The organism is Streptomyces sp. NPDC007095, from assembly GCF_040634475.1.
In the GTDB taxonomy this organism is placed as follows: Bacteria; Actinomycetota; Actinomycetes; order Streptomycetales; family Streptomycetaceae; genus Streptomyces.
The window spans coordinates 17,221-39,909 of record NZ_JBEYFS010000022.1 but is presented as its reverse complement, the minus strand read 5'-3'; the positions used below and the strand labels follow the sequence as shown (position 1 = coordinate 39,909).

The window sequence follows — 22,689 nt, the reverse complement described above, 5'->3', positions numbered from 1 at the left end:
CGGCGGCTAACCGGCTTTCTTGCACCGGAGAATCAAGTCGGTCGTGGAGATTCCCGGCGTATACCTGACCAGGCGGAGTCGGCCCGCGTCGGCGACCGCGCCGAACACCTCGCGGACCACCTCAGGCGATATGTCATCACCATGCACAACCAAAGAAATGTCCATTTCATCCAGGAATTCCGGTGTGACCTGATACGGCGAGTCCGGCAGGACCTCATCGACATACCGGCACGCCTCGATCACCGCGACGCGTTCGGCCATCGTCAGGATCGGGCGGCGTTTGTACGAGGCCACCACCTCGTCGGAGAGCACACCGACCAGCAACACGTCGCCCAAAGCCCGTGCGGCTTTCAGGAGTTCCACATGCCCGGCGTGAAAGAGGTCTCCCACCATATCGACGTACACACGCTTACGGTTGCCCTCGACGATTCGGCCTGTCATGGTCGTTGCCACCTCATCAGCTCCGCGGGATCCAGTCATCGCCGTCAGTATCGTCCGCAATCCGGCTCAAGACGAGGACAGAACTTGAACATCGCGGATTCACCCACAGCAGCCGTCCCCACCACTTCAGCGGTCAGTTCACACAACGAATGGGATCCACTTGAGGAAGTAGTCGTGGGCACCATCGAAGGGGTGACGGTCCCACCCCTGACGCACGAAATGAAGGTCATGGTGCGCCGCAACTACTGGGACTTTTACCGGGAGCACGCCGGTGAGCCGTATCCCGAACATCTGGTGCGCGGCGCGGCGAAGGCGCTCGAGAACCTGCAGCGGGTCCTGGAGGACGAGGGCGTCACGGTCACCCGCCCCGACCCCGTCGACTGCGCGCAGACGTCGTTCCGCACACCGCACTTCGAATCCACCGGCTTCTTCAACGCCGACATCCGCGATGTCGTCCTGGCCATCGGGGACGAACTCATCGAGGCGCCGATGGCGCTTCCCCCGCGCTACTTCGAGCACGTGAAGTACCACTCCCTGCTCCAGCGGTACTTCGAGCGCGGCGCCCGCTGGACCGCGGCCCCCAAGTGCTCGATGGGTCGGCACATGTACGACTACGACTACCCGGACGAGCACCTCGCGTTCTTCCGCGGGGACCCCAACATTCCCGACGACGTGGGCCCCTTGGCGGGGCGTTACATGACGAACGAGGCGGAACCCTGCTTCGACGCAGCGGACTTCGTCCGGTTCGGCCGCGACATCGTCGTCCAGCGCAGCCAGGTGACCAACGAGCTGGGCATCAAGTGGCTGGAGCGCCATCTGGGCAGTGAGTACCGGATCCACCGGGCGCGGTTCCGCTCCTCGGGCCCGGTGCACATCGACACGACCTGGGTGCCGCTCGGCGAGGGCCGGGTGCTGACCTGCCCTGCGCGGCCGTGTCTCTCCCCCGACCTCCTCGACATGTTCAAGCGGGCCGGCTGGGAGATCATCGAGGCGCCGGAAGGGGTTGCGCCCGCCGAGTTCCAGCTCTCCAGCCGCTGGCTGTCCATGAATCTCCTCGTCCTCGACGAGGAGCGGGTCGTCGTCGACCAGCACGAGGAGCCGACCATTCGCATGCTCAAGAACCTCGGCATGAAGCCGGTGCTCGTGGACTTCAAGGACCACTACGTGTTCGGCGGCGGTCTGCACTGCGCCACGCTCGACGTCCGTCGGCGCGGTGAGCTCAAGAGCTACTTCGACTAGGTGAGGAGCCCGGCAGGTGGATGCCGCGATACGCGCCCAGTTCGGTTCGGCCTATGTGCATCTCGACACCGCCTGCTACGGGCTGCTCCCCGCGCCCGCGGCGGACGCCGCGCACCTGCTGCTGCGGGAGCTGGGTGCTCACCGCGTCATGGGCGCCGGCCCGTTCGAGGACATCGACGCGTGCCGGCGTTCTTTCGCGAGGATCTCCGGCGTGCCGACCGGGCGCGTGGCGCTGGGCAGCGCCGTGTCCGTGAGCGTGGGCCTGGTGGCGTCGGCGCTGCCCGCCGGGGCGGAAGTGCTGTGCGCGGAGGGCGAGTTCATCTCCCTCACCAACCCCTTCGCCGTCCGGCCCGACCTGAAGGTGCGGACGGTGCCGCTGGCGGATCTGGCGGCCTCGGTGCGTCCGGGCACGGATCTGGTGGCGGTCAGCTCCGTCCAGTCCGGCACCGGGCGGCTGGCGGACCTGGCGGCGGTCCGTGCGGCCGCCAGGTCCCACGGCGCCCGGACCCTGGTCGACACGACGCAGGAGTGCGGGTGGCGGCCCGTCCGCGCCGCGGGCTTCGACGTCACCGTGTGCAGCGCCCACAAATGGCTGTTGTGCCCCCGCGGTGTGTCCTTCCTGACGGTGTCGGAGGAAGCGCAGGAGTGGATCCTGCCGCGGCACGCCTGCTGGATGGCGGGCGCGGACCCGCTCGGCCCACCGGCCGACGCCGTCCAACTCGCCCGTGACGCCCGCCGTTACGACCAGTCGGTGCCCGCGCTGCCGTACGCGGCTGGCCGGCACAGCCTGGAGCTGATCGCGGAACTCGGTGTGGAACGCGTCGGCCGCCACAACATCGCGCTGGCCGACCGGTTTCGCGCCGGAGCCGTCCGGCTCGGTCTCGAACCGGCCCCGGCGCCGGGCTCCGCGATCGTCCTCGTCCCCGGCGCCGCGCACGCCGTCGGGCACCTGCACCGCGCCGGGATCACCGCCACCGACCGGAGCGGGCTGCGCTGCTCCTTCCATCTGTACAACACCGAGGAACACGTCGACCGGGCTCTGAACGTGCTGGAGGAGTCGCTGAGCGCGCGGGCGACGTGAGCACGCCCGCCTGCCTGGGCCACGCCAGCGGGCCGGGCGACTTCACCGGCACCAGGGACATCGGAGACGTCATGGACGCATCGGAGACGTCATGAACGCACCGGAATTCACGCTCTACCTGTTCGGCAGCTCGGTGCCCTGGGGGTTTCCCTACGCTCCCACGTGCGACATCGGCACGATCGTCGCGCAGTCCTGGTCCGGCTCGGTCGGCGGCGCACCGCTCGTCGTCCGCAACGAGGCCCGGTACGGGGCTCCCTCGCGTTACGCCCTGGAGCGCATCCGCTCGGTGACCCAGCAGCCGCACCGCCCCAACTCCGCGCTGGCGCTGGTGTATTCGGGCAATAACGAGTTCCTGCACCTGGCGCCCGGGCGTGGTGCCACGCAGGGGTGGGGGCCGGCGCTCATGACGCCGGAGGAGCACGCCGCCATCATCGCCCGGCACCGCGCGAACCTCGAAGCGGGGGTCCTCGCCCTGCGCCGCGCCCACATCGAGTCCGTCCTCGCGACCATTCCCACCAACCTGCGCGACTGGCCGCCCACTTACAGCGCGCTCGACGCAGCCGACGCGGCCGACCTGGTGCTCCGCTACCAGCGCGCGCAGGACGACGCGCGTGCGGGCCGTACGGAGCAGGCGGTGCGCCGACTCCGTGAACTCCTCGCGGAGCAGCACCGGTTCGCGCAGGCCCACTTCCTCCTCGGGCGCCTGTACCTGCACTCCGGCCGGGCCGACGAAGCCCGCCGGCACCTGGTGGCCGCCAACGACTGTGACGGCCGCCCGCTGCGCGCCACCACCGACATCAACCGCACCATCCGTTCGCTCGCCGACACGCACGGCGTGCGGTTGCTGGACGTCGAGGCCGCCTTCACCGCGGCCGCCGGCGGCGTGTGCGGTCGCGGTGACTTCTGGGACGACTGCCATCCGACCCTGGGGGGATACCGGCGCATCGCCGCACTGCTCAACGCCCACGTCGCCGACCTCGCCGGCACGGGGGCCGCGCCGCGGGTCCCTCCGGTGGACGATGTCCGCGCGCACCACGGCATCGACGCCGCGTTCGACGCCGACGTCCTGTGGCGCATCGGCATGTACTACTACAAGCACTCCTCCTGCTGGGACAGCGCGCTCACCCTGGAAGTGGCCGAGGAGCACCTGCGCCGCGCCTTGGCGATGACGCCGACGAGCATCGAGGTGCACATCGCCCTCGCGCTCGTCCTCGCGCGCCGCGGCGACCGTGCCGCGGCGCGCGAACTCCTCGCCGCCGCCCTGGAGTTCGATCGGACCCGCGCCCTGTGGCTGCTCCACGGACCGGAGGCGCGCGCCCACTTCACCGCCCTGGACATCGACGACGCGGTCCGGTGGGCGCTCGGGCGCGCGCCGGCGGACACCCCCTGACCCGGGGCGGGGTGGGGGCGCCGCCGGCCGTGGTCGCTCATGCGGAGGCCGCGGCGGCGCCCACGTCTCCCGGGCGGTACTCCCGGACCAGCTGGTCGAAGGCGGCGTCACCGGCCGGGGTGTCCGGTTCGGCCTCCCGTACGCGGTGCCACTCCGATTCCGGCGCGGTCTGGTAGAGGCCGTAGCACTTAGCGATCCCGATGACCTCGGCGCGGCTGAGCTGCGGCTGGTCGAGGATGCTCACGTCGGCGTCCGCGATGTCGCAGAAGGTGTCGGGGTCCAGGTAGCCGTTCTGCTCCGCGATCTTGCGCAGCTCGGTGCCGTGCAACGGCGAGAAGATGAAGCACCCGACGGTGTCGATGTCGTCGGGCAGCCGCCGGGTGAACTCCACTGTCTCGAAGACGAGTTCACGGGTCTCCTCGGGCATCCCGATAATGCAGTTGCCGGTCGTGGAGAAGCTGCGGCCCGAGCAGATCTCGAAGGCTTTGCGCAGTTGGTCGTTGGTCTGGAACCGTTTGAGCATCTTGCGCCGGTACTCGGGGTTGCCGTGCTCGATCCCGATGCTGGTACGGAGCATGTTCATGCGTTCCAGCCCGTCGGCGGTGTGCTCCGTCATCGTCTCGGAGCGGGTGTTCATCCAGAACGGGATGCGGTAGTCGTCGTAGCGCTCGACGAGTTCGTCGAAGGCTCGCGTGGGCAACGCCAGGAAGGTGTCGGCCAGCCAGTAGACCAGCTCGATGTTGTGTTCCTTGTGCTGGTGGTCCAGCTCCGCCATCGTGCGGTCGAGCGACTTGCGCCGGTAGAACTTGCTGCCCTGTTCGGCGTTGGCGATGCGGTTCTGCCCGGGAGAGTTGCAGTACGTGCACTGAAAGGGGCAGCCGCGCTGGCTCTCGATGCCGATCGTCCGCCAGAGCTTGCCCTCCATGGGGCGGTAGATCGCCTGCTCCTCGAAGAGAGAGTAGTCGGCGAACGGCAGTTGGTCGAGGTCCACCCGGGGGCCCAGCGGATTGCGGTACAGCTGGCCGTCCTCGCGCACCCACAGGTTCGGGATGTCGGTGACGGACCGGCCCTCGCACATCCGCTCGCAGAGTTCGATCAGCGCGATCTCGCCCTCGCCGCGGCACACGTAGTCCCCGACGTGGTCCCGGAGGATGAAGTCCGGGGCGAACGTGGCGAAGGGGCCGCCCCAGATGGTGGGGATGCGCCGGCCCTTCTCGGGCAGCGCCCGGATCATGGCGCGGCCGACGGAGTACGTGTTCTCGACCACGGAGACGGCGATCAGGTCCGGCTGGTACTCCGCCACCTTGGCCCGGAAGTCCTCCAGCATGCTGGACTGCCGGAAATGAACGTCCCGGTCGAGCCAGTCGAACTGCTTCACGAAGGTCCGGTAGTGAATGTAGTTGTCGGTCAGCGGCTCCGCGTAGAAGGTGCTGTCGAACAAGTCCACCTGAAAGTCTTTTTCGCGGAGCAGCGAGGTAAAGAGCCCCATCGAATAGGGCATCATCGCCGACTGCTGGATATTCGGGTAGACCAGCAGAACCCGGAAGTCCTTGGGCTTCTTCTTCGAGTACCTCTTGGCGCCTCGGGTCTGCAGTTGTACGAATTCCTGTGCCATCTCTGCTCCAACCGGAGTCACTGGTGCCGCGAGAAGGAGTTCCGAACGTGCCATGCACGATTGCGCACGGTCAACTGCGCTCATGTGTCGCGCAGTTGGGCACGCTCCCGGTCTTCTGTTCGCGGACGGCGCATCGCCCGGACCCGCTGCGGATGGCCTCGTCGGGACGCCGGACCCGGCGGACGCTTCGGCGCCCGTGCTCGATCACTTGATGCATGGTGCACCAGGTGCGAAAATCAACGCTGCTCCTCGTTGATCAAGCAAGCGTTCCCCCGAACTGCATGGCGACGATAAGGAGGCGGCGACTTGACGCTGAGTCCGTCGAAGGAAGACACAAATACCCACTCGACCAGCACCATCGCAACTCAGGACAAGCCTCGTCTGCACAGCGTGGATTCCTGGCCCCGGCACCGTCTCGACGAATCGGCCCCGGTGACCAGCGTAAGGTTGTCGACCCTGATCACCTGTGAATCCCCTCGGCTGAGCGGAGAGGACGAGGAACACATTCGGGTCCTGGCCGAATCCGGAGCACAACTGCCGCCGATCGTGGCGTGCCGACGGAACCTGCACGTCATCGACGGTCACCATCGGGTCCACGCGGCGCTGCTGCGCGGGGACGACCACATCGGGGTCCAGTTCTTCGACGGGTCCGACGACGAGGCGTTCGTGCTCGCCGTCCACCTCAACGTCGAGCACGGACTCCCCCTGACCCGCGCGGACCGGCAGGCTGCCGCAGGGCGGATCCTGCGCACCCATCCCCACTGGTCCGACCGGCTCGTCGCCGAACTCAGCGGCATCTCGGACAAGTCGGTGGCACGACTGCGGTGTACAACCTCGGACCTTCCGCAGTCGCACACCCGCACCGGATCCGACGGCCGGACCAGACCGCTGACCACGCAGGAGGGACGGCAACGGGCGGCGAGACTGCTGGCCGAACAGCCGGGCGCCTCCTTACGGCACATCGCGCGGGCATCGGGGATCTCCGTCGGCACCGCACGCGACGTCAAGGACCGATTAAGCAAGGGCCTCTCCCCCCTGCCGGACGCCGTGCGGCAGGGCTCCCGTACGTCGCGGACCGAGGCCGCCGAGGAGGACGCCTGCGTCACTCCGCTGCGGCTGGACGGTCACCAGCAACTGCTGGTGACCCTCACCCAGGACCCGTCGCTGCGGCTGACCGACGTCGGCCGCACGTTCCTGCGGCTCGCCCTGGCCCACCCCAACGACGTACAGACCTGGGACCGGCTGGTGGAGGGTCTGCCGCCGCACTGTCTCGATCAGGCGCTGCGGCTCGCGCGCAGCCATGTCGCGGCGTGGCTGCACTTCAGCACGGCCGTCGAGGAGCGCAAGGGCCGGGCCGACTGACGTCGTGCGCGGTGCGGGCCCGGCCACCGGACGCTCAGCGCCCCGGCGTGCCCCAGCGGCGCCGCAGCACTCCGGCCTCCTCGCACTCCTGCAGCAGATTCCACACGGCCCGGGGACTCAACTGCCTCTCCGCGGCCTTGAGCGCCTCGTCGAAGTCGAACCACTCCGGGGCCTCGCCCAGCATCCAGCGGCACAGCGGCGCGGCCTCAGCGGGCAGTTCGACGTCGATGCCCCGTCCCCCATAATCCACCACGACCGGCGGTTCGGCGGTCAACAGCCGTGCGCCGGCGTCCGGTTCCACCTGGAAGGCCGCCTGGTGGTGGGAGGCGAGGTTGCCGAGCAGGTCGTCGTCGAGGAGCGAGCGCGGGTCCGCGAGCGCCTCCCGTGCGCGCTCGGCGGCTGCGGCCATCCCCTGCCGGGCCTCGTCGGTCGGACCGGCCAGGCCGAACGCGCCGAAGGGCGTGGTGCGCATCCACGGTTCCCGGGTGAGCCGGCGTTCCAGTGCGGCGAGCAGCACGTGCGACCACGTGGGCAGGGCGAAGTGGTAGCCGAGGGACAGTGATGCCTCGTCGTCGGCGAGCGTCGTGTGGTAGATGCCCCGCGGCAGCAGCAGCACGGACCCGGCCCGCATGTCGATCTCCTCCAGGCCGGTGACGAACTCGGAGCGGGTGGCCACCCGGGGAATCGAGGGCGGGAAGTCAAGGCGCGCCGACAACTCCTCGTTGTATAGCGGGAATTCGAGGAACGGATGCCGTCCAACGCGCCAGCGCTTGTGGCCCCGCAGGTGCACCACGACGCTGTCGAACCGGTCGTAGTGCATCCCAAGGCCCGAGCCGGCGCCTGCCGGTGTGTACACCAGGCTCAGCACGAACGGCCACGCGCTGTTCCACGGATCGGCCAGGCCGCGGGCCGCGATCGGCTGGTGCGGCAGGCCGATCGCCTCCAGGATGCCCGTGCTGCGCCGCAGGGCCTCGGGCAGGTGCTCCAGCATCTTCCAGCAGATGATGGTGTGTCCCGCATGGTACAGCGGAACCGCGTCGCTGATCGTCGTCGGGGGAAAGGTGTACAGGTCCTGCACGTCCTGGGTCGCGGCCGCGCTTCCCTCGTCGCGTGCCGGGTCGCGAAATCCGTAGACCGACACCTCCATGTCGGGCGCGAACTCGGCCAGCGCTTCCGGTGTGGAAAAGCGTTTGGCTATCTGTTCCTCAAGGGCTTTCTGGTCGCCGTGTTCGATGAGATGGCGTCCTTCTGCCCAGTGTTTGCGCGGCGCGTCGTACGCGCTTGTACCCGGGAACAACTCCTGCAGCGCGTCGGTCATGGGGCTCTCCCGTCCTGGTGCCTACTCGGTCGGCGGCGGAGCGCGGCTCGCGGTGCGTCACCGTATTTCTGTCTACAGCCAACAGGGGCTCAGCTCCAACTGACCAGTGTTGCCCGGGAAACTGAAGAGTCTTTAGGCTGATGCGACCTGAAGCGGACATGGGGTGACCTCGTTGACTTTCGCACCGAAGAAACTTCTTCCGGGAATGCTTTCCGACGCCGACCGCTCTCTCCCCAAGAGCACTCGGCTCCGTCGCATGCTGCGGTCGGATCACCTCGAATTCATCCTCGAAGCCCATAACGGGATCAGTGCCTCCATCGCCGAGGAGGCGGGGTTCCGGGGTATCTGGGCCTCCGGGCTCGCGCTGTCCGCACAGTTCGGCGTGCGGGACAACAATGAGACGAGTTGGTCGCAGGTCGTCGACATGGTCGAGTTCATGGCCGATGCGACGTCGGTGCCGATTCTGCTCGACGGGGACACGGGGTACGGAAACTTCAACAACGCCCGCCGGTTGGTGCGCAAACTCGAACAGCGCGGTATCGCGGGCGTGTGCATCGAGGACAAGTCGTTCCCGAAAACCAACAGTTTCATCAACGGCCAGCGCCAAGAGCTTGCCGACATCGACGAGTTCTGCGGGAAGATCGCCGCGGCGAAGGACTCCCAGCTCGACGACGACTTCTGTGTCGTGGCCCGCGTGGAGGCGTACATCGCGGGGCGGGACACCCGGGAGGCGCTGGCGCGCGCGGAGGCGTACCGGCGGGCCGGCGCGGACGGGATCCTCATCCACAGTTCCCAGTCGAAGCCGGACCAGATTCTCGAATTCGCCCGGGAGTGGGCGGGCCGCGCTCCGCTCGTGATCGTGCCGACCAAGTACTACAGCACGCCCACGCAGGTGTTCCGGGACGCGGGGGTCAGCCTGGTGATCTGGGCCAACCACCTCATCCGCAGCGCCGTCGACTCGATGCAGGCCACCGCGCGGCGGATCTTCGAGGACGAGTCGCTGGTCGAGGTCGAGGACCGCATCGCGAGCATCACGGAGATCTTCCGGCTCCAGTGCACGGAGGAGCTGGCCGAGGCGGAGCACCGGTACGCCGCCGGGGCGCCTGCCACGACGGCGGTGGTCCTCGCCGCGAGCCGCGGCGACGAGCTGACCGACCTCACCAGCGACCGGCCCAAGACGATGCTCTCCGTCAACGGGAAGCCGCTGCTCACCCGGCTCGTCGAGCTGTGCAGGACCCAGGGGATCGGCGACATCTCGGTGGTGGCGGGATACCGGGCCGACAGCGTCGACGTCAAGGACATCGGCCTGATTGTCAACGACGACCACGCGACGAACGGCGAACTCGCCTCGCTCGCCTGCGCCCGCCACGCCTTCAGCGACGAGATGGTGATCCTCTACGGCGACTTGTTGTTCCGCAGCTACATCCTGCGGGAGTTGCTGGAGTCTGAGAGCGAACTCACCGTGGTCGTCGACTCCCAGGAAGCCCATCCGGGCACGATCCGCGACGACGCGTACTGCGCCTCCCCCGACGACCGGTCCCTGTGGGGGCACAACGTCCTGCTCCAGCACATCGGAGGCGACGAACGCGGCGACACGGCCGGCCCACAAGGCCGCTGGATCGGCATGTTCCGGGCCCGCGCCGGTGGCCGGGCCTGGATCGAGGAGGCCCTCGACGCCCTCAGCGTCAGCCCGCGCTTCGATCACCTGACCTTGAGCGACCTGCTCAATCACATCGTCGAGGCGGGCCATCCCGTGCGCGTCCTGTACATCCACGGGCACTGGCTCGACGTGAACTCGCTCGGCGACCTCGAACAGGCCGGCCGGTTCACCGCCGGCCAGCCGTGAAGGAGCCCCCGTGATCCAGGCTCGCGATTTCGTCGACCGTGCGCTCGCCCGGCGCTTCGACTCGTACGCAGGAGTTCCGTGCTCCTTCCTCACTCCCCTCATCAACCGCGTCATCGGCGACGCGCGCACCGGCTATGTGTCGGCGGCCAACGAGGGCGACGCGGTCGCCATGGCTGCCGGGGCCTGGATCGGCGGCCGGCGCGGCGTCGCGCTCATGCAGAACTCCGGTCTCGGCAACGCGCTCAACCCGCTGACCTCGCTGGTGCACACCTTCCGCATCCCCGTCCTGGTCATCTGTACCCATCGCGGGGCTCCTGGCGTGGACGACGAGCCGCAGCACGCGTTGATGGGACGGATCACCGACAGGCTCCTGGAGACCATGGCCGTCCCGTCCGCGCGCTTCCCCGACGAGCCGGACGCGATAGCGGGCGTACTGGACGAGGTCGATCAACGCTTCGGGAAGCGGGAGCCCGCCGCGCTGGTCCTCGAACGGGGCTGCTGTGCCCCGTATCCCCTGGCCACGGCGGAGCCGGCTCCCCGCGCGGCGACCGCCGCCGTCGAGGGGCGCGGGCATGTGCTGGCGGCGGGGCAGCGCTCGCCGCGCCAGGCGTTCTTGGAGACCGTCGTGGAGATCGGCGCCGCTCCACGGACCGTGGTGGTGGCCACCACCGGCTACACGGGACGGGAGCTGTACGCGCTCGCGGACCGGCCGAACCACCTCTACATGGTGGGCTCCATGGGCTGCGCGTCCTCGTTGGCGCTCGGCCTGGCGCGGGCCCGGCCCGACCTGCGGGTCGTCGTGGCGGACGGCGACGGCGCGCTGCTCATGCGCATGGGCAACCTCGCGACGATCGGCGCGTACGGGCCCGCGAACCTGCTGCACATCGTCCTGGACAACGAGGTGCACGACTCGACCGGCGCACAGGCCACGGTCAGCGCGCACACCGACTTCGCGGGCATCGCCGCGGCCTGCGGGTACCGCAGGGTGCTGCGGACCGACGCGGTGGACGAGCTGCGGGAGTTCTGCGCCGGGCCGGCGCGAGCGGCAGGACCGCACTTCGCGCACGTGAAGATCGCTCCCGGCACCCGGGCCGGACTGCCCCGGCCCCATCTGGCGCCGCCCGACGTACTCGACCGATTCGTGGATCACACAGGAGGGTCCCGATGAGGACCATTCTGCTCAACCCCGGTCCCGTGACACTGTCGCAGCGCGTACGGGATGCGATGCTCCGGCCGGATCTGTGCCATCGCGAGCCCGAGTTCGGTGCCCTTCAGGAAGGGCTGCGCCGCAAGCTGCTCGCCGTGTACGCGAGCGACCCGGAGCGCTGGGCGCCCGTGCTGCTCACCGGGTCCGGCACCGCGGCGGTCGAAGCCATGCTGACCAGTCTCGTGCCGTCGCACGGCCGCGTGCTCATCGTCGAGAACGGTGTCTACGGCGAGCGCATGACGCAGATCGCCCGGGCGCACGGTCTGCCCCACCAGCACGTCACCGCGGCGTGGTCCGCCCCCATCGAGCTCGCCGCCGTCGAGCGGGCGCTGCGCTCGGCCGCGTTCACTCACATCGCGGTGGTGCATCACGAGACGACCACGGGACGGCTCAACGACCTCGACGGCCTGGCGGGCCTCGCACGGGCTCACGGCGCGCGGCTGCTGATCGACGCGGTCAGCAGCTTCGGTGCGGAGGCGATCCGGCTCGACGACTGGTGTGTGGACGGCTGCGCGGCCACGGCGAACAAGTGCCTGCACGGCGTGTCCGGCGCCGCCTTCGTCCTGGTGCGCCGGGCCGCGCTGAGCGGCACCGAGCAGCGCACCGTGTACTTGGACCTCGCCGCGCACCTCGCCCGTCAGGACGTCGGTTCGACCCCCTTCACCCATGCCGTCCAGGCGTTCTACGCGTGGGACGAGGCGCTGGACGAGTTCGCCGAGGAGGGCGGGCTGCGGGCCCGGCGCGCTCTGTTCCGCACCCGCATGGGCCGGATCAGCGAGCGGCTGCGCGCCTGCGGCGTCGCTCCTCTTCTGCGGGACGACGAGACGTCCTGTGTGCTGCGTTCCTTCCGGCTGCTTCCCGGCCACGGCTACGCCGCCTTGCACTACCGGCTAAAGCAGGAGGGATTCGTCATCTACGCGGGCCAGGGCCCGCTGTCCGACGACATCTTCCGGGTCTCGGCGATGGGCGACATCGGCGGGAAGGATCTGACGCGGCTGCTCGACGCGTTCTCGGCCGCCCTCGCCGAGCCCCTCGGGTAGTTCAGTCGACGTGGGTGGGAGCGAGGTCGCGTGCGGCGTCCAGCGCCGCCGCCAGCGTCCGCACCGCCAGGTCGACGTCGTCGTCCGCCAGCCAGCCGACATGGCCGAAGTGCAGGGTGGGCGCGCCCTGCGGATCCGCCCCGGTCGCCACGACCATGCGTGCCGTCGCGAACATCTGGTTCTGCAGTTCCCGCACGTCGACCGCGGCGGGGAGCAGCGCCGTGGTGCAGGCCGCGCTGGGCCGCGTACTGGCCAGTTCAAGGCCCGCCACGTCCACGCATCCGCGCCGGAACCGCTCCGCCAGACGCTGGTGGTGGGCGAGTACGTGGTCGAGGCCGGCCTCAAGAATCAACCCGACGGACATCTGTAGTCCGGCCAGGGCCGGTGCCGCGAGGCGCCGGCCGGAACTCTCCGCCTCACGGTGCGTGCGCAGGTCCAGCGAGGTGCCGGCGCAGCCGCCGTCGGCCGCCGGTTCGTCGAGGAGGCGCAGGGCGCTGGGTCCCAGTGCCACCAGGCTCACGCCGGGCGGTGCCATCATGCCGCTGTCCGACGAGGACAGGGCGATGTCGACGCCCCACTCGTCCATGCGCAGGTCGTCGGCGCAGAGCCCGAGGCACGCGTCGACCGCGAAGAGAGCGTCGTTCGCCCGCAGGACCTCCGCGACGGCCGGGAGGTCGGTGCGTGTCCCGTCCTCCGCCTCCGTCTGGGAGAGCAGGACGAGGCGTACCGCGGGGTGATCGGCGAGCAGCCGGTCCAGTTCCGTGGGCGTCGCCCCGGTGCCGAACGGCGTCAGCAGTGAGGAGACCCGTCCCCCGAATCGGTCGGCGGCCTTCCGGCGTCGTTCGACCGAGGTGCGGCCGCCGACGATCAGGATGGCGTCGCCGGGGGCGCAGAGCGTCCGCAGGACGGCCTCCCAGGCGAGGTCGTCGGGTCCCGAGAACGGCAGTACCGCGCCTTTGGTGCGGAACAGTTCGGGCAGTTTGGCGGTGACGTCACGCCACACCGCTTCCAGGACCGGTGCCCCGGAGGCGGGCGCCTGACGGCCCAGCAGGGCCTGCACCTCGGCGGGCAGCCGCGGGACACCAGGGGTCCACCATCGCGCGTCCGGAATGACCTGGGCGACGGTGGTCCGGTGCTGGGCCGGCAGGCTGGTGAACGCGCCGGGGCGAGCGGGCGCGGCCGGTCCCCACTGGCTGCGATCCGCCGCGCGGACGAGCACGAAGTGGGGGACGAACACGAGGCCGGACAGCACCGCGAAGAGCCCGGTGAGCGCGATCAGGGCCTCTTGGGTGACCCCGCTGACGACCAGGGCCACGGCCATCGGTAACTCGATGGGCGAGAGGTTGTAGATGCCCTTGACGATGCGTCGGAACGCCGCCCGCAACCGCGGATACCCGGCCACGCTCGCCGCGTCGGGGCGCACCTGCCGGACGACAGCGATGTACACGGCCTGCACGACCGCCAGCGCGGCGGCGAGCAGGATGTTGCCGGGCCGTGGGTCGTCGAGCAGCAGCGCGGCCGCCGCCCCCGCGACCAAGCCCATGTTCCCTGTCCAGTGGGCGAGTTGCTCCAGCAGCGTGCCGGCGAGGGAGGGCTGTCGGCGGTGCCGCGCAAGGTCGCCGTCGAGGCAGTCGAGCAGGACGGAGAGCAGGATCAGAGCAAGCGCGTACACCGTGTGCTCGTAGGCGAGGGCCACGGACGCGGTGATGAGGAGCAGGGCCCACACCACGGTCAGCGCGTTCGAGCTCAGCCGCGTGGGGGTGAGCCGCGCGGCCAGACGCAGGCTCAGGAACTTGAAGGGCGCGTACAGCGGCGGGTACGGCGGCGTGACGATGGGGGGCTCGGTCGTGGGCGTGGGCGGCGCGGGCTGGGACAAGGCTCCTCCGTGGTGGCACCGACGGGAAAGCCCGGCAGGGCCGCGTACGACTCCTGCCGGGCCCACTGGCGCTGCGGCCGGGCCGCCACGCCGTACGGACGTGCCCGGACGGCGTGCCCTGGTCGGCCGTGGGACGTGTCTCTCAGACCGCCAGACCCGCGGGTACCAGCTCGGGAGCGAGGCTGGCGGTCAGGCTGGGTGCCAGGCTCGCCGCGGGCGAGAGGTCAGGAGCGAGACTGGCCGTCAGATTCGGCGCCAGACTCGCCGCGGGCGAGAGGTCAGGAGCGAGACTGGCCGTCAGATTCGGCGCCAGACTCGCCGCGGGCGAGAGGTCAGGAGCAAGGCTGGCCGTCAGATTCGGCGCCAGACTCGCAACTGGATCGACATCGTTCATGTTTTCTCCCGTCGATTGTCGCGACATGGAAGGGACTTATTCTGGGCAGCCGCGAATATCCGGTCAAGGGACCTCAGTTGTGCCACGACGAAACAGGGAGATTCGGCGAGCGGCGAATGGGTGTTCCGCCGCACGACGGTGTCGTTACTCTTGCTGCTCCCCTCTAGTGTCCGCGTGGTCATCTACTGCCGGAGATGCTGATGAAGATAGACGTGGCTCGGATTCTGGAAACGCTGAAGAGTCGTCGCCTCCTGCCGGACACCTGCCAGGCGGCATTCCTCGTCGGCTCTGCCGCCCGCGGCTGGAGCAACAAAAAGAGCGACATCGATGTGTACCTGGTCAGCACGGATCCCTGGCCGATGCCCGACCTGGTGGGGGTACCGGTGCCGCTGGAACCCGCAGAGGTCGGCTGGCACTCCTCGTACATCGACGACCGCGGGTGGGACCTGGCTTATTGGCTGGACACCCAGGTCGACCAGATGCTCGCCAAGGTCTCGTGGACGGACTACGACCGGACGCGCGCCGCGAGCGGGGACGCTCTCGCGCCACGGGAAGAGGTCTTTCTGGAGCGCGTGACCACGTGCGTGCCGCTGATGGGCGAGGACTGGCTGGCGCGTCGACGCGCCGAGGTCGAGTCGTCGGCCTACCGCTCCATCCTGGTCACCCGGTCGTTGGGCGCGGCGGACATGGCCGTCGAGGACACGCTCGGGCAGTTGGAGGACGGCGATGTGAACAGTGCCGTGCTCTCGGCCCGCACCGCGCTCTCGCACATCGTCGACGCCCTGCTCGAAGAGCGGGGCCAGTACGGCAGTTACATTCCGAAGTGGCGGGCGCGCCGCTTCCAGGAGGCCGATCCGACGGCGCTGCCTTTCTCGAAGTACTGGGAGCTTGAGACGATGCAGGGCTTCGATCCCCGCGACCCGTCAAAATGGATCAACGAGGTTCTCACGCTATGCCAGGACTTGTCGTTGAAGATAGAAGTCTGAGGCGCGCTGTGGCCCGCGCGGCCGGACGCACCCGTCGGCGTGCTCGGCCCCGGGCCTCATGATCCGCATCCAGCTCGACGACCTGACGCTGGGGCGGGTGCGCATGGCCGTCAGCCCGCTGTGGGAGGCGGTGTCCAGCGTGGCGCTGACCACCCGGTACCGCGCCGAGATCCCCTACCCGTACGCCAAGTGGGCCGCGGCGGCCATGCGTCGCGTCTCGCGTGACCTTCTCGGCGAACTGAACACGACGATCCGGGCGCACGCCCTGGAACCGTCGTCCTCCCTCACCCCCATTCCGCGCTCCCCCTCGCCCGACATCGAGGAGGAGTTGGCGGCGCTGCGAAGCGCGGGGCACGACCGGTTCGCGTACCTCATCGGTGAGTACTGGACGGCCACGATCGCCTCGTCGTGGCCGGCGATGCGGGGTGTGCTGGAAGAGGAGATCCTGGTCCGCGGCCGCACGCTGGTCACCGAGGGCGCGGACCGGATGCTGGAGGATCTGGGCGGGCGGATCCGCTGGCACCGCCAGGAGTTGAGTGTGCCGCACCGGACCGACATGGACTGCCGCATGACGGACGGGCGGCTCATCATCGTCCCCATGCTGTTCGGGCGCGGCGCGCGGGTCTTCTGCGCGGTGCGGGACACCTTCGCCTTCTCCTACCAGGCGCACGGAGCAGCCGTCGTGAGCAGTTCGTCCCAGGTCAGCGCCAGGGACGTCGACGACGTACGTCCAAGGGACCGGCTGACGACGCTGCTCGGGCGCGGTCGGGCCAAGGTGCTGCGGGCGCTGGCGTCGCCGACGACGACCACGGGACTGGCCAGTTCCATCGGACTGGCGCCGAGCACCGTCTCGCAGCACCTGGCCGTGCTCTCCTCGGCCGGCCTGGTCCGACGCCACCGGGTGGGGCCACTTGTGCTCTACGAGTTGGAGGACTCCGGCGTCACCCTGCTCGCCGAGCTGGGTGCCTGAGCCCCGGGGCCGTACGACGGTCAGCCGGTTCTGCGCAGATTGCGTACGGCCGGGACGGCGAGCAGGAGGCCGACCGTGACCAGCAGCATCACCGAGGAGAAGTACAGGACCGGCACGGCGCCGATCCAGACGGAGGCCGGACCCGCGGCCATCTGCCCGACCGGCTTCATGACGAGCGATCCCGCGACGTCGTAGGCGTGCACCCGGCCCAGGACGTCGGGGGGAATCTTCGTCTGCACGCTCGAATGGAACATGACGAGCCAGAAGGCGCCGCCCACCCCTTCCATCGCGTAACCGACCGCGAGCAGGGGCGGCGGCCAGTCCAGCGCGACCGCGAGAATGCCGATGACCGTGCAGGCCATGGCGATGCTGCCCGCGCGCAGCGGGAAGATGGGCCGGATGCGTGCGGCCAGCAGTCCCCCGAGCACCGCGCCCAGACCGAAGACGGACATGATGAGACCGAGTGCGCGTTCCCCGTGTCGCAGGGTGATCAGGCTCTGCCCCAGTGTCAGGACGGGGCCGTTCACCGCCACCTGATAGAGCATGAAGATCACGATCACGCTCCACAGCCAGGTCCGCGCGCGGAACTCGTGCCAGCCCTGCACCAGGTCCAGCCGGAACGACGTCCGTAGCGTCGGGCGCGCGAACGTCAGGCGCATGGCTAGCAGGCAGCCGGCGCTGAGGGCGAACGTCCCGGCGTCGATCAGCACGACGGCCCACACCGGGCAGAAGGCCAGAAGGAGCCCGGCCGCGGCCGGCCCGGCGACGGTCATCAGGGACTCCGTGACGCGGATCGCCGCGTTGGCCCGCTGCACATCGCGCGCGGTGCGCGGGATGACGCTGCCGTACCCCGGTTGGAAGGCGGCGGTGCACACTCCGCTGAGCGCCAGCAGGGTGAGGATCAGCCACAGGTCGGGGCGGCCGGCCGCGAAGGAAAGCGCGAGAACGCCGTGCAGGACCAGCCGCGCCACGTCCGCGACGATCATGACGCGGACCGGGGTGAACCGGTCAGCGAGCACCCCGCCGAGGATGACGAGCAGGGCCAGCGGCGCGGTGTTGGCCGCCAGGGCGTATCCCACGCCGGTGACGCCGTATCCGGCGCGCAGCACCGCCACCGTGATCGTGATCGGCATGAGCATCTGGTCGCCGAAGACAGACACGGTGCGGGCTAGGAACAACAGGGTGAAGTTGCGGGACCAGAGCCGTTCGGGCAGCTTGTCCCGTTCGGCGCCGAACAGCACGGACATGCATCTACCCGCGCCGGCTCGGGGTGTGCGCGGGCGAGAAGTCGTGGTCGACGCGCTCTTCGATCTCCAGGTCGCGGACCAGGCGTTCCACCGTGCTGAAGTCCGTGAGCATCGGGCCGGAATCGGGCGCGCGGCGCGTATCGGCGATGATTTCCTCGGCGCCGGCCACGCCCACGAAGGCGAGAATGTCCGACCAGATCTCGTAGTCCTGTGCACCGAGCGCCCGAATCGCCTCGGGAATCGTCTGGATGAACAGGTCGCGCTGTTCCTCGTTCAGGTGCACGAACACGTCTTTCATGACTTCTGCCACGATCGGGCCGTGTGCTGCCTCGTCCCGTGCATGCAGCCGCGCCACCAGGGCGTGTACCGGCTGAATCGTCGTGTCCCGAGCGAGCAGTTCGAGGAATTTGTTGATGTGCAGTTCACCCACGACGGTCCAGACTAGAAACAGGATGTCCCGCTCCCATTTCTCACTGCGCGCCGCGGTCAGTTCGAAGAGTCGACGGTTCGTCACCGGGTGGGAGTAGTCGGGTTCTTCCGTGAGGCCGCGCGCCTCCTTGGTGCGCCGCATGGCGGTCATGTGCATGTAGGTGTGCCACACCTCGTCGATGTGCGACTGCTGGAGGGCTTCTTTCGCCGTGTACCGTTCGACGCCCGGAAATACCCCGTGTGTCAGCATTTCGAAGGTCGGATTGGCGACGTACTCCTCGGCGGCGATCACGCGCGCGTTGTACGCCTGCCAGCCCAGCGTGTTGACGAGGCGCCGCGACTCCTCGGGAGCCTCCAGGAAACAGGGGTGCCCGGAAAACGGAATGAGGTGCGCCGGATAGTCGGTGACGTCGGAGTCCCGGGTAGCCGACTGCATAAAGGCGGCCATGTCCGTGCGTATGCTCGCCCGCCGGGGCCAGGCTGCGACGATCCGCTGGAGAGTGTCGGGACCGATGTGCGGCTGCACCTCCGGATTCTCGGATTCGAACTCAGAGAAATCTGACATATCCACGAGGTCGTCGCCTCTCCTTCTCCGACAGAACGCACCCCACTATGAGGGCGTGCAAGGCGGTTCTGTCAAGACTCTTCCGCAAGATCGTCGATATCTTCGAGGGCCGGAATCCGGCAGGCCAAAAGGGGGGATTCGGTTACCGGCGAAACGCTTTCTTATCGCTGCGGAGCCGGGATACTCTCTCCTCCGCAACGCCCGCCGCCGGCAGGGTCCGGTCGCCCGAAGGCCCGTCACCGGAGAGGCCCGATGTCCTATATCGCAGAATTGCGCGCCCAGGTGGGAACCCGCCCGCTGATTCTTCCCGGGGCGTCCGTCATCGTCGTGGACTCGCACGGTTCGGTCCTGCTGATGGGGCGCGCGGACACCGGGGGCTGGGGGCTCCCCGGCGGATTCTTGGATCCGGGTGAGTCGCTGGAGGAGGCCGCGCGCAGGGAAGTTCGGGAGGAAGTCGGCCTTGAGTTGGGCGATCTCACCCTGTTGAACGTCTTCTCCGGAGCCGACCAGTACTTCCGCTACCCGAATGGCGACCAGGTTTTTAATGTGACGGCCGTGTTCACCGCGACGGCGCCGGACCAGAACTTTCGCCTGGATCCCGGCGAGGTCACCACAGCGGAGTTCTTCCCCCTGCATCGAATTCCGGATACCGTCATCGCGCCCGAGGTGCCGATTCTCGAATTCTATGCGCGAACGACAAAAAACTCTCCATGAAAACCGGAGCCCAGCTTCATGGACTACCTTGCGTTCCTGGAATCCACACTGGCTGACGCGGCGAAACTGGCCCTGGCCGCCCCGCCGGACGGGCCGGTGCGGGTCAAGGCCGAGGACGCGGACCAGGTGGTGACGCCGACCGACACTGCGGTCTCCGCCTTCCTGAAGCACCGGATCCACGACCGGTTCCCCGACGACGGCATCGTGGACGAGGAGTCCGGTCCCGTCCGCGGGACGACGCCGGTGACCTGGGTCATCGACCCGATCGACGGCTCGTCCAACTTCGCGGCCGGGGCCCCGCTGTACGGCGTCATGGTGGGCGTCCTGCACCGTGCGCGGCCGGTGGCGGGCGCGGTGGCGCTGCCGGTCTTCGTCGAGACGTACGTCGCGCAGGCCGGCCACGGCGCCTTCCTGAACGGGAGCCGGTTGACGATCCGCGGCGACGGCGACATGGCACAGGACCTCATCTCGTACGGAATTGACGTCCACCAGGAAGACATCGATCTCGACTTCCGCGCGCTGCGCCTTCTCGCACCACGCTGCCGAGGTCTGCGCATGAGCAACAGCATCTTTGACTGCATGATGGTCGCGAAATCCGCGTACACCGCATTCATGCATCGGCACAATCGCCTATGGGACTGTGTCGCCGCGCAGATCATCATCGAAGAGGCTGGTGGAATATTCACCGACATGGAAGGACGCAGGCTCGATTACACCGATCCGACCGCGCGCATCAATGACGTGTATTCGATGCTGGCCTGCGCACCCCACGTGCACGACACGATCAAGGATCTCATCCGGGAAAGTTCCTCGCGTAGTGCACGGAATGGGTAGCCCATGGAGTCGCCGATGATCTCGCTGGTTTCTATCGATGTGCACGAAGCGGAATCTCTGGTGCTTGAGGTTTTGCGCTCCGGTCAACTCGCTCAGGGGCCCATGGTGGAGCGTCTTGAGAAGGTGATCGGGCAGTGGGCGGGGGTCGAGCACGCCGTCGCGGTCAGCAGCGGGACGGCCGCGATCCTGCTGAGCCTTCAGGCTTGGGAGCTGAAGCCGGGTGACGAGGTCATCACCTCGCCCTTCACCTTCTCCGCGACGCTGAACGCCATCATCACGAGCGGCGCCACCGCCTCGTTCGTAGACATTCATCCCGATGATTTCAATATGGACCCGGAACTGCTGGAAGCGCGCATCAACGACCGGACCAAGGTGCTCCTGCCCGTGGATCTCTACGGGCAGACAGCGGACATGGCAAGCATAGAGAAGATCGCGGTGAAGAACCGCCTCAAGATCGTCGAGGACGCGGCTCAAGCCATCGGCTCCAGCCAGTTCGGGAGACCGGCCGGAAGCTTTGGCGCAGGCTGCTTCTCTCTTTATGCGACGAAGAATGTGACGGCCGGGGAGGGCGGTGTCGTCACGACGGACGACGGCGAATTCGCCGACAGAATACGCCTTTTACGGAATCAGGGAATGCGCGATCGGTACGACTATCGCCGCATCGGCGGGAATCATCGGCTCTCGGATCTGCACGCGGCGGTCGGCCTCTCCCAGTTCGCGCATCTCCAAGAATTCAGCGAAAAGCGTGCGTACAACGCGGACCGGCTGTCCGACGGACTGGCCGGAATACCGGGATTGCTGCTTCCGCGAACAATTCCGGGGCACACGCACGTCTGGAACCAGTACACCGTGCGCGTCACCGAGGACGCTTCCTGTTCGCGTGACGAACTCGCCGCACGACTGGCCCGAAACGGGATAGCGTCGGGCCTTTTCTACCCGCGCCCGGTCTTCGACTACCCGTGTTACCGAGGCCACCCGCAGATCGTTCCGGCCGCTGTGCCGGTGGCCGCCCGGACAGCGGCAGAGGTCCTCTCGCTGCCCGTGCATCCCGGTCTCACCGATGCGGACCTCGACCGCGTCATTCGTGAGACCCGAGCGGCCCTGCGCGGATGACGGGGGCAGCGCTCCCCCGCGTCCTGCTGGTGGGAGCCGGCGTGATGGGAGGCCACCACGGGCGGGTGATCGCCGAGAGCGCACGCTGTGACCTGGCGGCCGTGGTGGACCCGGACGAGCACCGCGGACGCAGGCTGGCCAGGCGCTACGGGACGGACTGGGCGCCGGAGATCGACACCTTGTCCGGCGTGGACGCCGTGGTGGTGGCCTCCCCCACCGGACAGCACAGGAGAACCGCCCTCGACGTGCTCGGCGAGAACATTCCGCTCTTCGTCGAGAAGCCGCTGTCCGCGAGCCTCGCGGAGAGTCAGGAAATCGTCGATGCCGCACTCGCGCGAGGCACCCCACTCATGTGCGGATTCATCGAGCGGTTCAACCCCGCCGTGCGGGAGGTCATGCCACGCGTCAACGCACCGGAAGCGGTCTTCACCTATCGCTTCTCCGGTTACTCGCCCCGCATGAACGCGGGGGTTTCCTGGGACCTTCTGGTCCATGACGTGGATCTGGTCCTGGGTATTTTCGACGGACAGAAGCCGATCGTCGAAGGAGCCACCACCGGGCGCCACAGCGGCGAGGAGCGGATCGGCGAGGACACGGCCACCGCATTGGTGAAGTTCGCCGACACGAACGCCGCCATTCTGTCGGCCAGCAGGGTGGCGGACCATCGCGCGCGCATCATGACCATTTCTCAGCCGGGCGCGATCATCGTGGCGGACCTGCTGAATCCGACGGTGACCATGTACGCGCCGTCGTCGAGTCCGCCCGGTCTCCCCTGCACAGATCCCCCTGCGTTTCCGGTCCTTGAGCACCTGGATTGCTCTGAGCGCCGCGACCCGCTCGCTGCGCAATGGGATCATTTTGTGGACATCATCGAGGGTACATCAGATCCGCGGGCCGAAGCCGCCTCGATCCTGCCCAGCCATGAAGCCGTGGAAGCCATCCTCGATGCCGCGACGGAGCAATATGTGGATATCTAAGGTTTCACTCCATCCGTTCACCGGACGCTCCGGCATCGCGCATTC

The 22,689-nt window shown here is 68.5% G+C and carries 20 protein-coding genes; 13 read left to right on the top strand and 7 right to left on the bottom strand.

Going from position 1 to position 22,689, the window contains the following annotated elements:
• Positions 1–6: 6 nt before the first annotated feature.
• Positions 7–453 (bottom strand): adenylyltransferase/cytidyltransferase family protein, encoded by a 447-nt coding sequence (locus ABZ656_RS10585; protein WP_180362202.1) that lies wholly within the window; start codon positions 451–453, stop codon positions 7–9.
• Between the two features lie 162 nt (positions 454–615).
• On the opposite strand from ABZ656_RS10585, the gene ABZ656_RS10580 reads away from it, so the two are divergent.
• From ABZ656_RS10580 to ABZ656_RS10570, 3 genes are all read left to right on the top strand, one after another.
• Positions 616–1,680 carry an amidinotransferase gene (locus tag ABZ656_RS10580; RefSeq protein WP_218977922.1) on the top strand — a complete coding sequence of 355 codons (1,065 nt, stop codon included), beginning with the start codon at positions 616–618 and terminating at the stop codon, positions 1,678–1,680.
• Between the two features lie 16 nt (positions 1,681–1,696).
• Positions 1,697–2,761 carry an aminotransferase class V-fold PLP-dependent enzyme gene (locus ABZ656_RS10575; RefSeq protein ID WP_180362201.1) on the top strand — a complete coding sequence of 355 codons (1,065 nt, stop codon included), beginning with the start codon at positions 1,697–1,699 and terminating at the stop codon, positions 2,759–2,761.
• Positions 2,762–2,852: 91 nt separating this feature from the next.
• On the top strand, positions 2,853–4,151 hold the full coding sequence (locus tag ABZ656_RS10570) for a tetratricopeptide repeat protein (protein ID WP_360266468.1): 1,299 nt from the start codon (positions 2,853–2,855) through the stop codon (positions 4,149–4,151).
• Between the two features lie 37 nt (positions 4,152–4,188).
• Here the strand turns inward: ABZ656_RS10570 and ABZ656_RS10565 are convergent, their stop codons facing one another.
• The gene (locus tag ABZ656_RS10565; protein WP_180362200.1) at positions 4,189–5,766 is read right to left on the bottom strand and encodes a radical SAM protein; all 1,578 of its coding nucleotides are present in this window, start codon (positions 5,764–5,766) and stop codon (positions 4,189–4,191) included.
• Between the two features lie 447 nt (positions 5,767–6,213).
• Between ABZ656_RS10565 and ABZ656_RS10560 the strand changes: the two genes are divergently transcribed.
• Positions 6,214–7,128 carry a ParB/RepB/Spo0J family partition protein gene (locus tag ABZ656_RS10560; RefSeq protein ID WP_180362199.1) on the top strand — a complete coding sequence of 305 codons (915 nt, stop codon included), beginning with the start codon at positions 6,214–6,216 and terminating at the stop codon, positions 7,126–7,128.
• A 34-nt stretch (positions 7,129–7,162) separates the two neighbouring features.
• Here the strand turns inward: ABZ656_RS10560 and ABZ656_RS10555 are convergent, their stop codons facing one another.
• Positions 7,163–8,446, bottom strand: a complete 1,284-nt coding sequence (locus ABZ656_RS10555) for a cupin domain-containing protein (RefSeq protein ID WP_101402244.1) — start codon at positions 8,444–8,446, stop codon at positions 7,163–7,165.
• Positions 8,447–8,702: 256 nt separating this feature from the next.
• On the opposite strand from ABZ656_RS10555, the gene aepX reads away from it, so the two are divergent.
• From aepX to ABZ656_RS10540, 3 genes are read left to right on the top strand one after another with little or no spacing between them, the layout of a single operon-like run.
• Positions 8,703–10,292: a phosphoenolpyruvate mutase gene (gene aepX, locus ABZ656_RS10550; RefSeq protein WP_218977919.1), complete on the top strand. Its 1,590-nt coding sequence runs from the start codon at positions 8,703–8,705 to the stop codon at positions 10,290–10,292.
• Between the two features lie 10 nt (positions 10,293–10,302).
• Positions 10,303–11,460: a phosphonopyruvate decarboxylase gene (gene aepY, locus ABZ656_RS10545; RefSeq protein WP_360266463.1), complete on the top strand. Its 1,158-nt coding sequence runs from the start codon at positions 10,303–10,305 to the stop codon at positions 11,458–11,460.
• Positions 11,457–12,539 (top strand): 2-aminoethylphosphonate aminotransferase, encoded by a 1,083-nt coding sequence (locus ABZ656_RS10540; RefSeq protein WP_101402241.1) that lies wholly within the window; start codon positions 11,457–11,459, stop codon positions 12,537–12,539. Before aepY ends, ABZ656_RS10540 begins: the two co-directional genes overlap by 4 nt.
• Before the next feature lies 1 nt (position 12,540).
• Here the strand turns inward: ABZ656_RS10540 and ABZ656_RS10535 are convergent, their stop codons facing one another.
• Together ABZ656_RS10535 and ABZ656_RS10530 are read right to left on the bottom strand one after the other, a co-directional pair.
• Positions 12,541–14,415 carry an aminotransferase class V-fold PLP-dependent enzyme gene (locus tag ABZ656_RS10535; protein WP_360266459.1) on the bottom strand — a complete coding sequence of 625 codons (1,875 nt, stop codon included), beginning with the start codon at positions 14,413–14,415 and terminating at the stop codon, positions 12,541–12,543.
• A gap of 142 nt (positions 14,416–14,557) precedes the next feature.
• Complete coding sequence (locus ABZ656_RS10530) at positions 14,558–14,809, bottom strand: hypothetical protein (protein WP_360266456.1); 252 nt, start codon at positions 14,807–14,809, stop codon at positions 14,558–14,560.
• 194 nt (positions 14,810–15,003) lie between these two features.
• Here ABZ656_RS10530 and ABZ656_RS10525 point away from each other — a divergent pair, with 194 nt between their 5' ends.
• Together ABZ656_RS10525 and ABZ656_RS10520 are read left to right on the top strand one after the other, a co-directional pair.
• A complete protein-coding gene (locus ABZ656_RS10525; protein ID WP_101402239.1) occupies positions 15,004–15,795 on the top strand; it encodes a nucleotidyltransferase domain-containing protein in 792 nt (263 codons plus the stop codon).
• Positions 15,796–15,853: 58 nt separating this feature from the next.
• Positions 15,854–16,765, top strand: a complete 912-nt coding sequence (locus tag ABZ656_RS10520; protein ID WP_101402238.1) for a helix-turn-helix domain-containing protein — start codon at positions 15,854–15,856, stop codon at positions 16,763–16,765.
• A 20-nt stretch (positions 16,766–16,785) separates the two neighbouring features.
• On the opposite strand, the gene ABZ656_RS10515 is transcribed toward ABZ656_RS10520, so the two are convergent.
• Together ABZ656_RS10515 and ABZ656_RS10510 are read right to left on the bottom strand one after the other, a co-directional pair.
• Positions 16,786–18,012 (bottom strand): MFS transporter, encoded by a 1,227-nt coding sequence (locus ABZ656_RS10515; protein ID WP_360266452.1) that lies wholly within the window; start codon positions 18,010–18,012, stop codon positions 16,786–16,788.
• Positions 18,013–18,016: 4 nt separating this feature from the next.
• Positions 18,017–19,006, bottom strand: coding sequence for a diiron oxygenase (locus ABZ656_RS10510; RefSeq protein WP_101402236.1), 990 nt, complete (start codon positions 19,004–19,006; stop codon positions 18,017–18,019).
• 252 nt (positions 19,007–19,258) lie between these two features.
• On the opposite strand from ABZ656_RS10510, the gene ABZ656_RS10505 reads away from it, so the two are divergent.
• The 4 genes from ABZ656_RS10505 to ABZ656_RS10490 all read left to right on the top strand — a co-directional run bounded on the left by ABZ656_RS10505 (position 19,259) and on the right by ABZ656_RS10490 (position 22,644).
• Positions 19,259–19,720, top strand: coding sequence for an NUDIX domain-containing protein (locus ABZ656_RS10505; protein ID WP_101402235.1), 462 nt, complete (start codon positions 19,259–19,261; stop codon positions 19,718–19,720).
• 96 nt (positions 19,721–19,816) lie between these two features.
• Entirely contained in the window at positions 19,817–20,554 is a 738-nt protein-coding gene (locus ABZ656_RS10500) for an inositol monophosphatase (RefSeq protein WP_360266449.1), read from the top strand.
• Positions 20,555–20,569: 15 nt separating this feature from the next.
• Positions 20,570–21,667, top strand: coding sequence for a DegT/DnrJ/EryC1/StrS family aminotransferase (locus tag ABZ656_RS10495; protein ID WP_101402233.1), 1,098 nt, complete (start codon positions 20,570–20,572; stop codon positions 21,665–21,667).
• Positions 21,664–22,644, top strand: coding sequence for a Gfo/Idh/MocA family oxidoreductase (locus tag ABZ656_RS10490; RefSeq protein WP_101402232.1), 981 nt, complete (start codon positions 21,664–21,666; stop codon positions 22,642–22,644). The genes ABZ656_RS10495 and ABZ656_RS10490 overlap by 4 nt, the downstream gene beginning before the upstream one ends.
• Positions 22,645–22,689 lie beyond the last annotated feature (45 nt).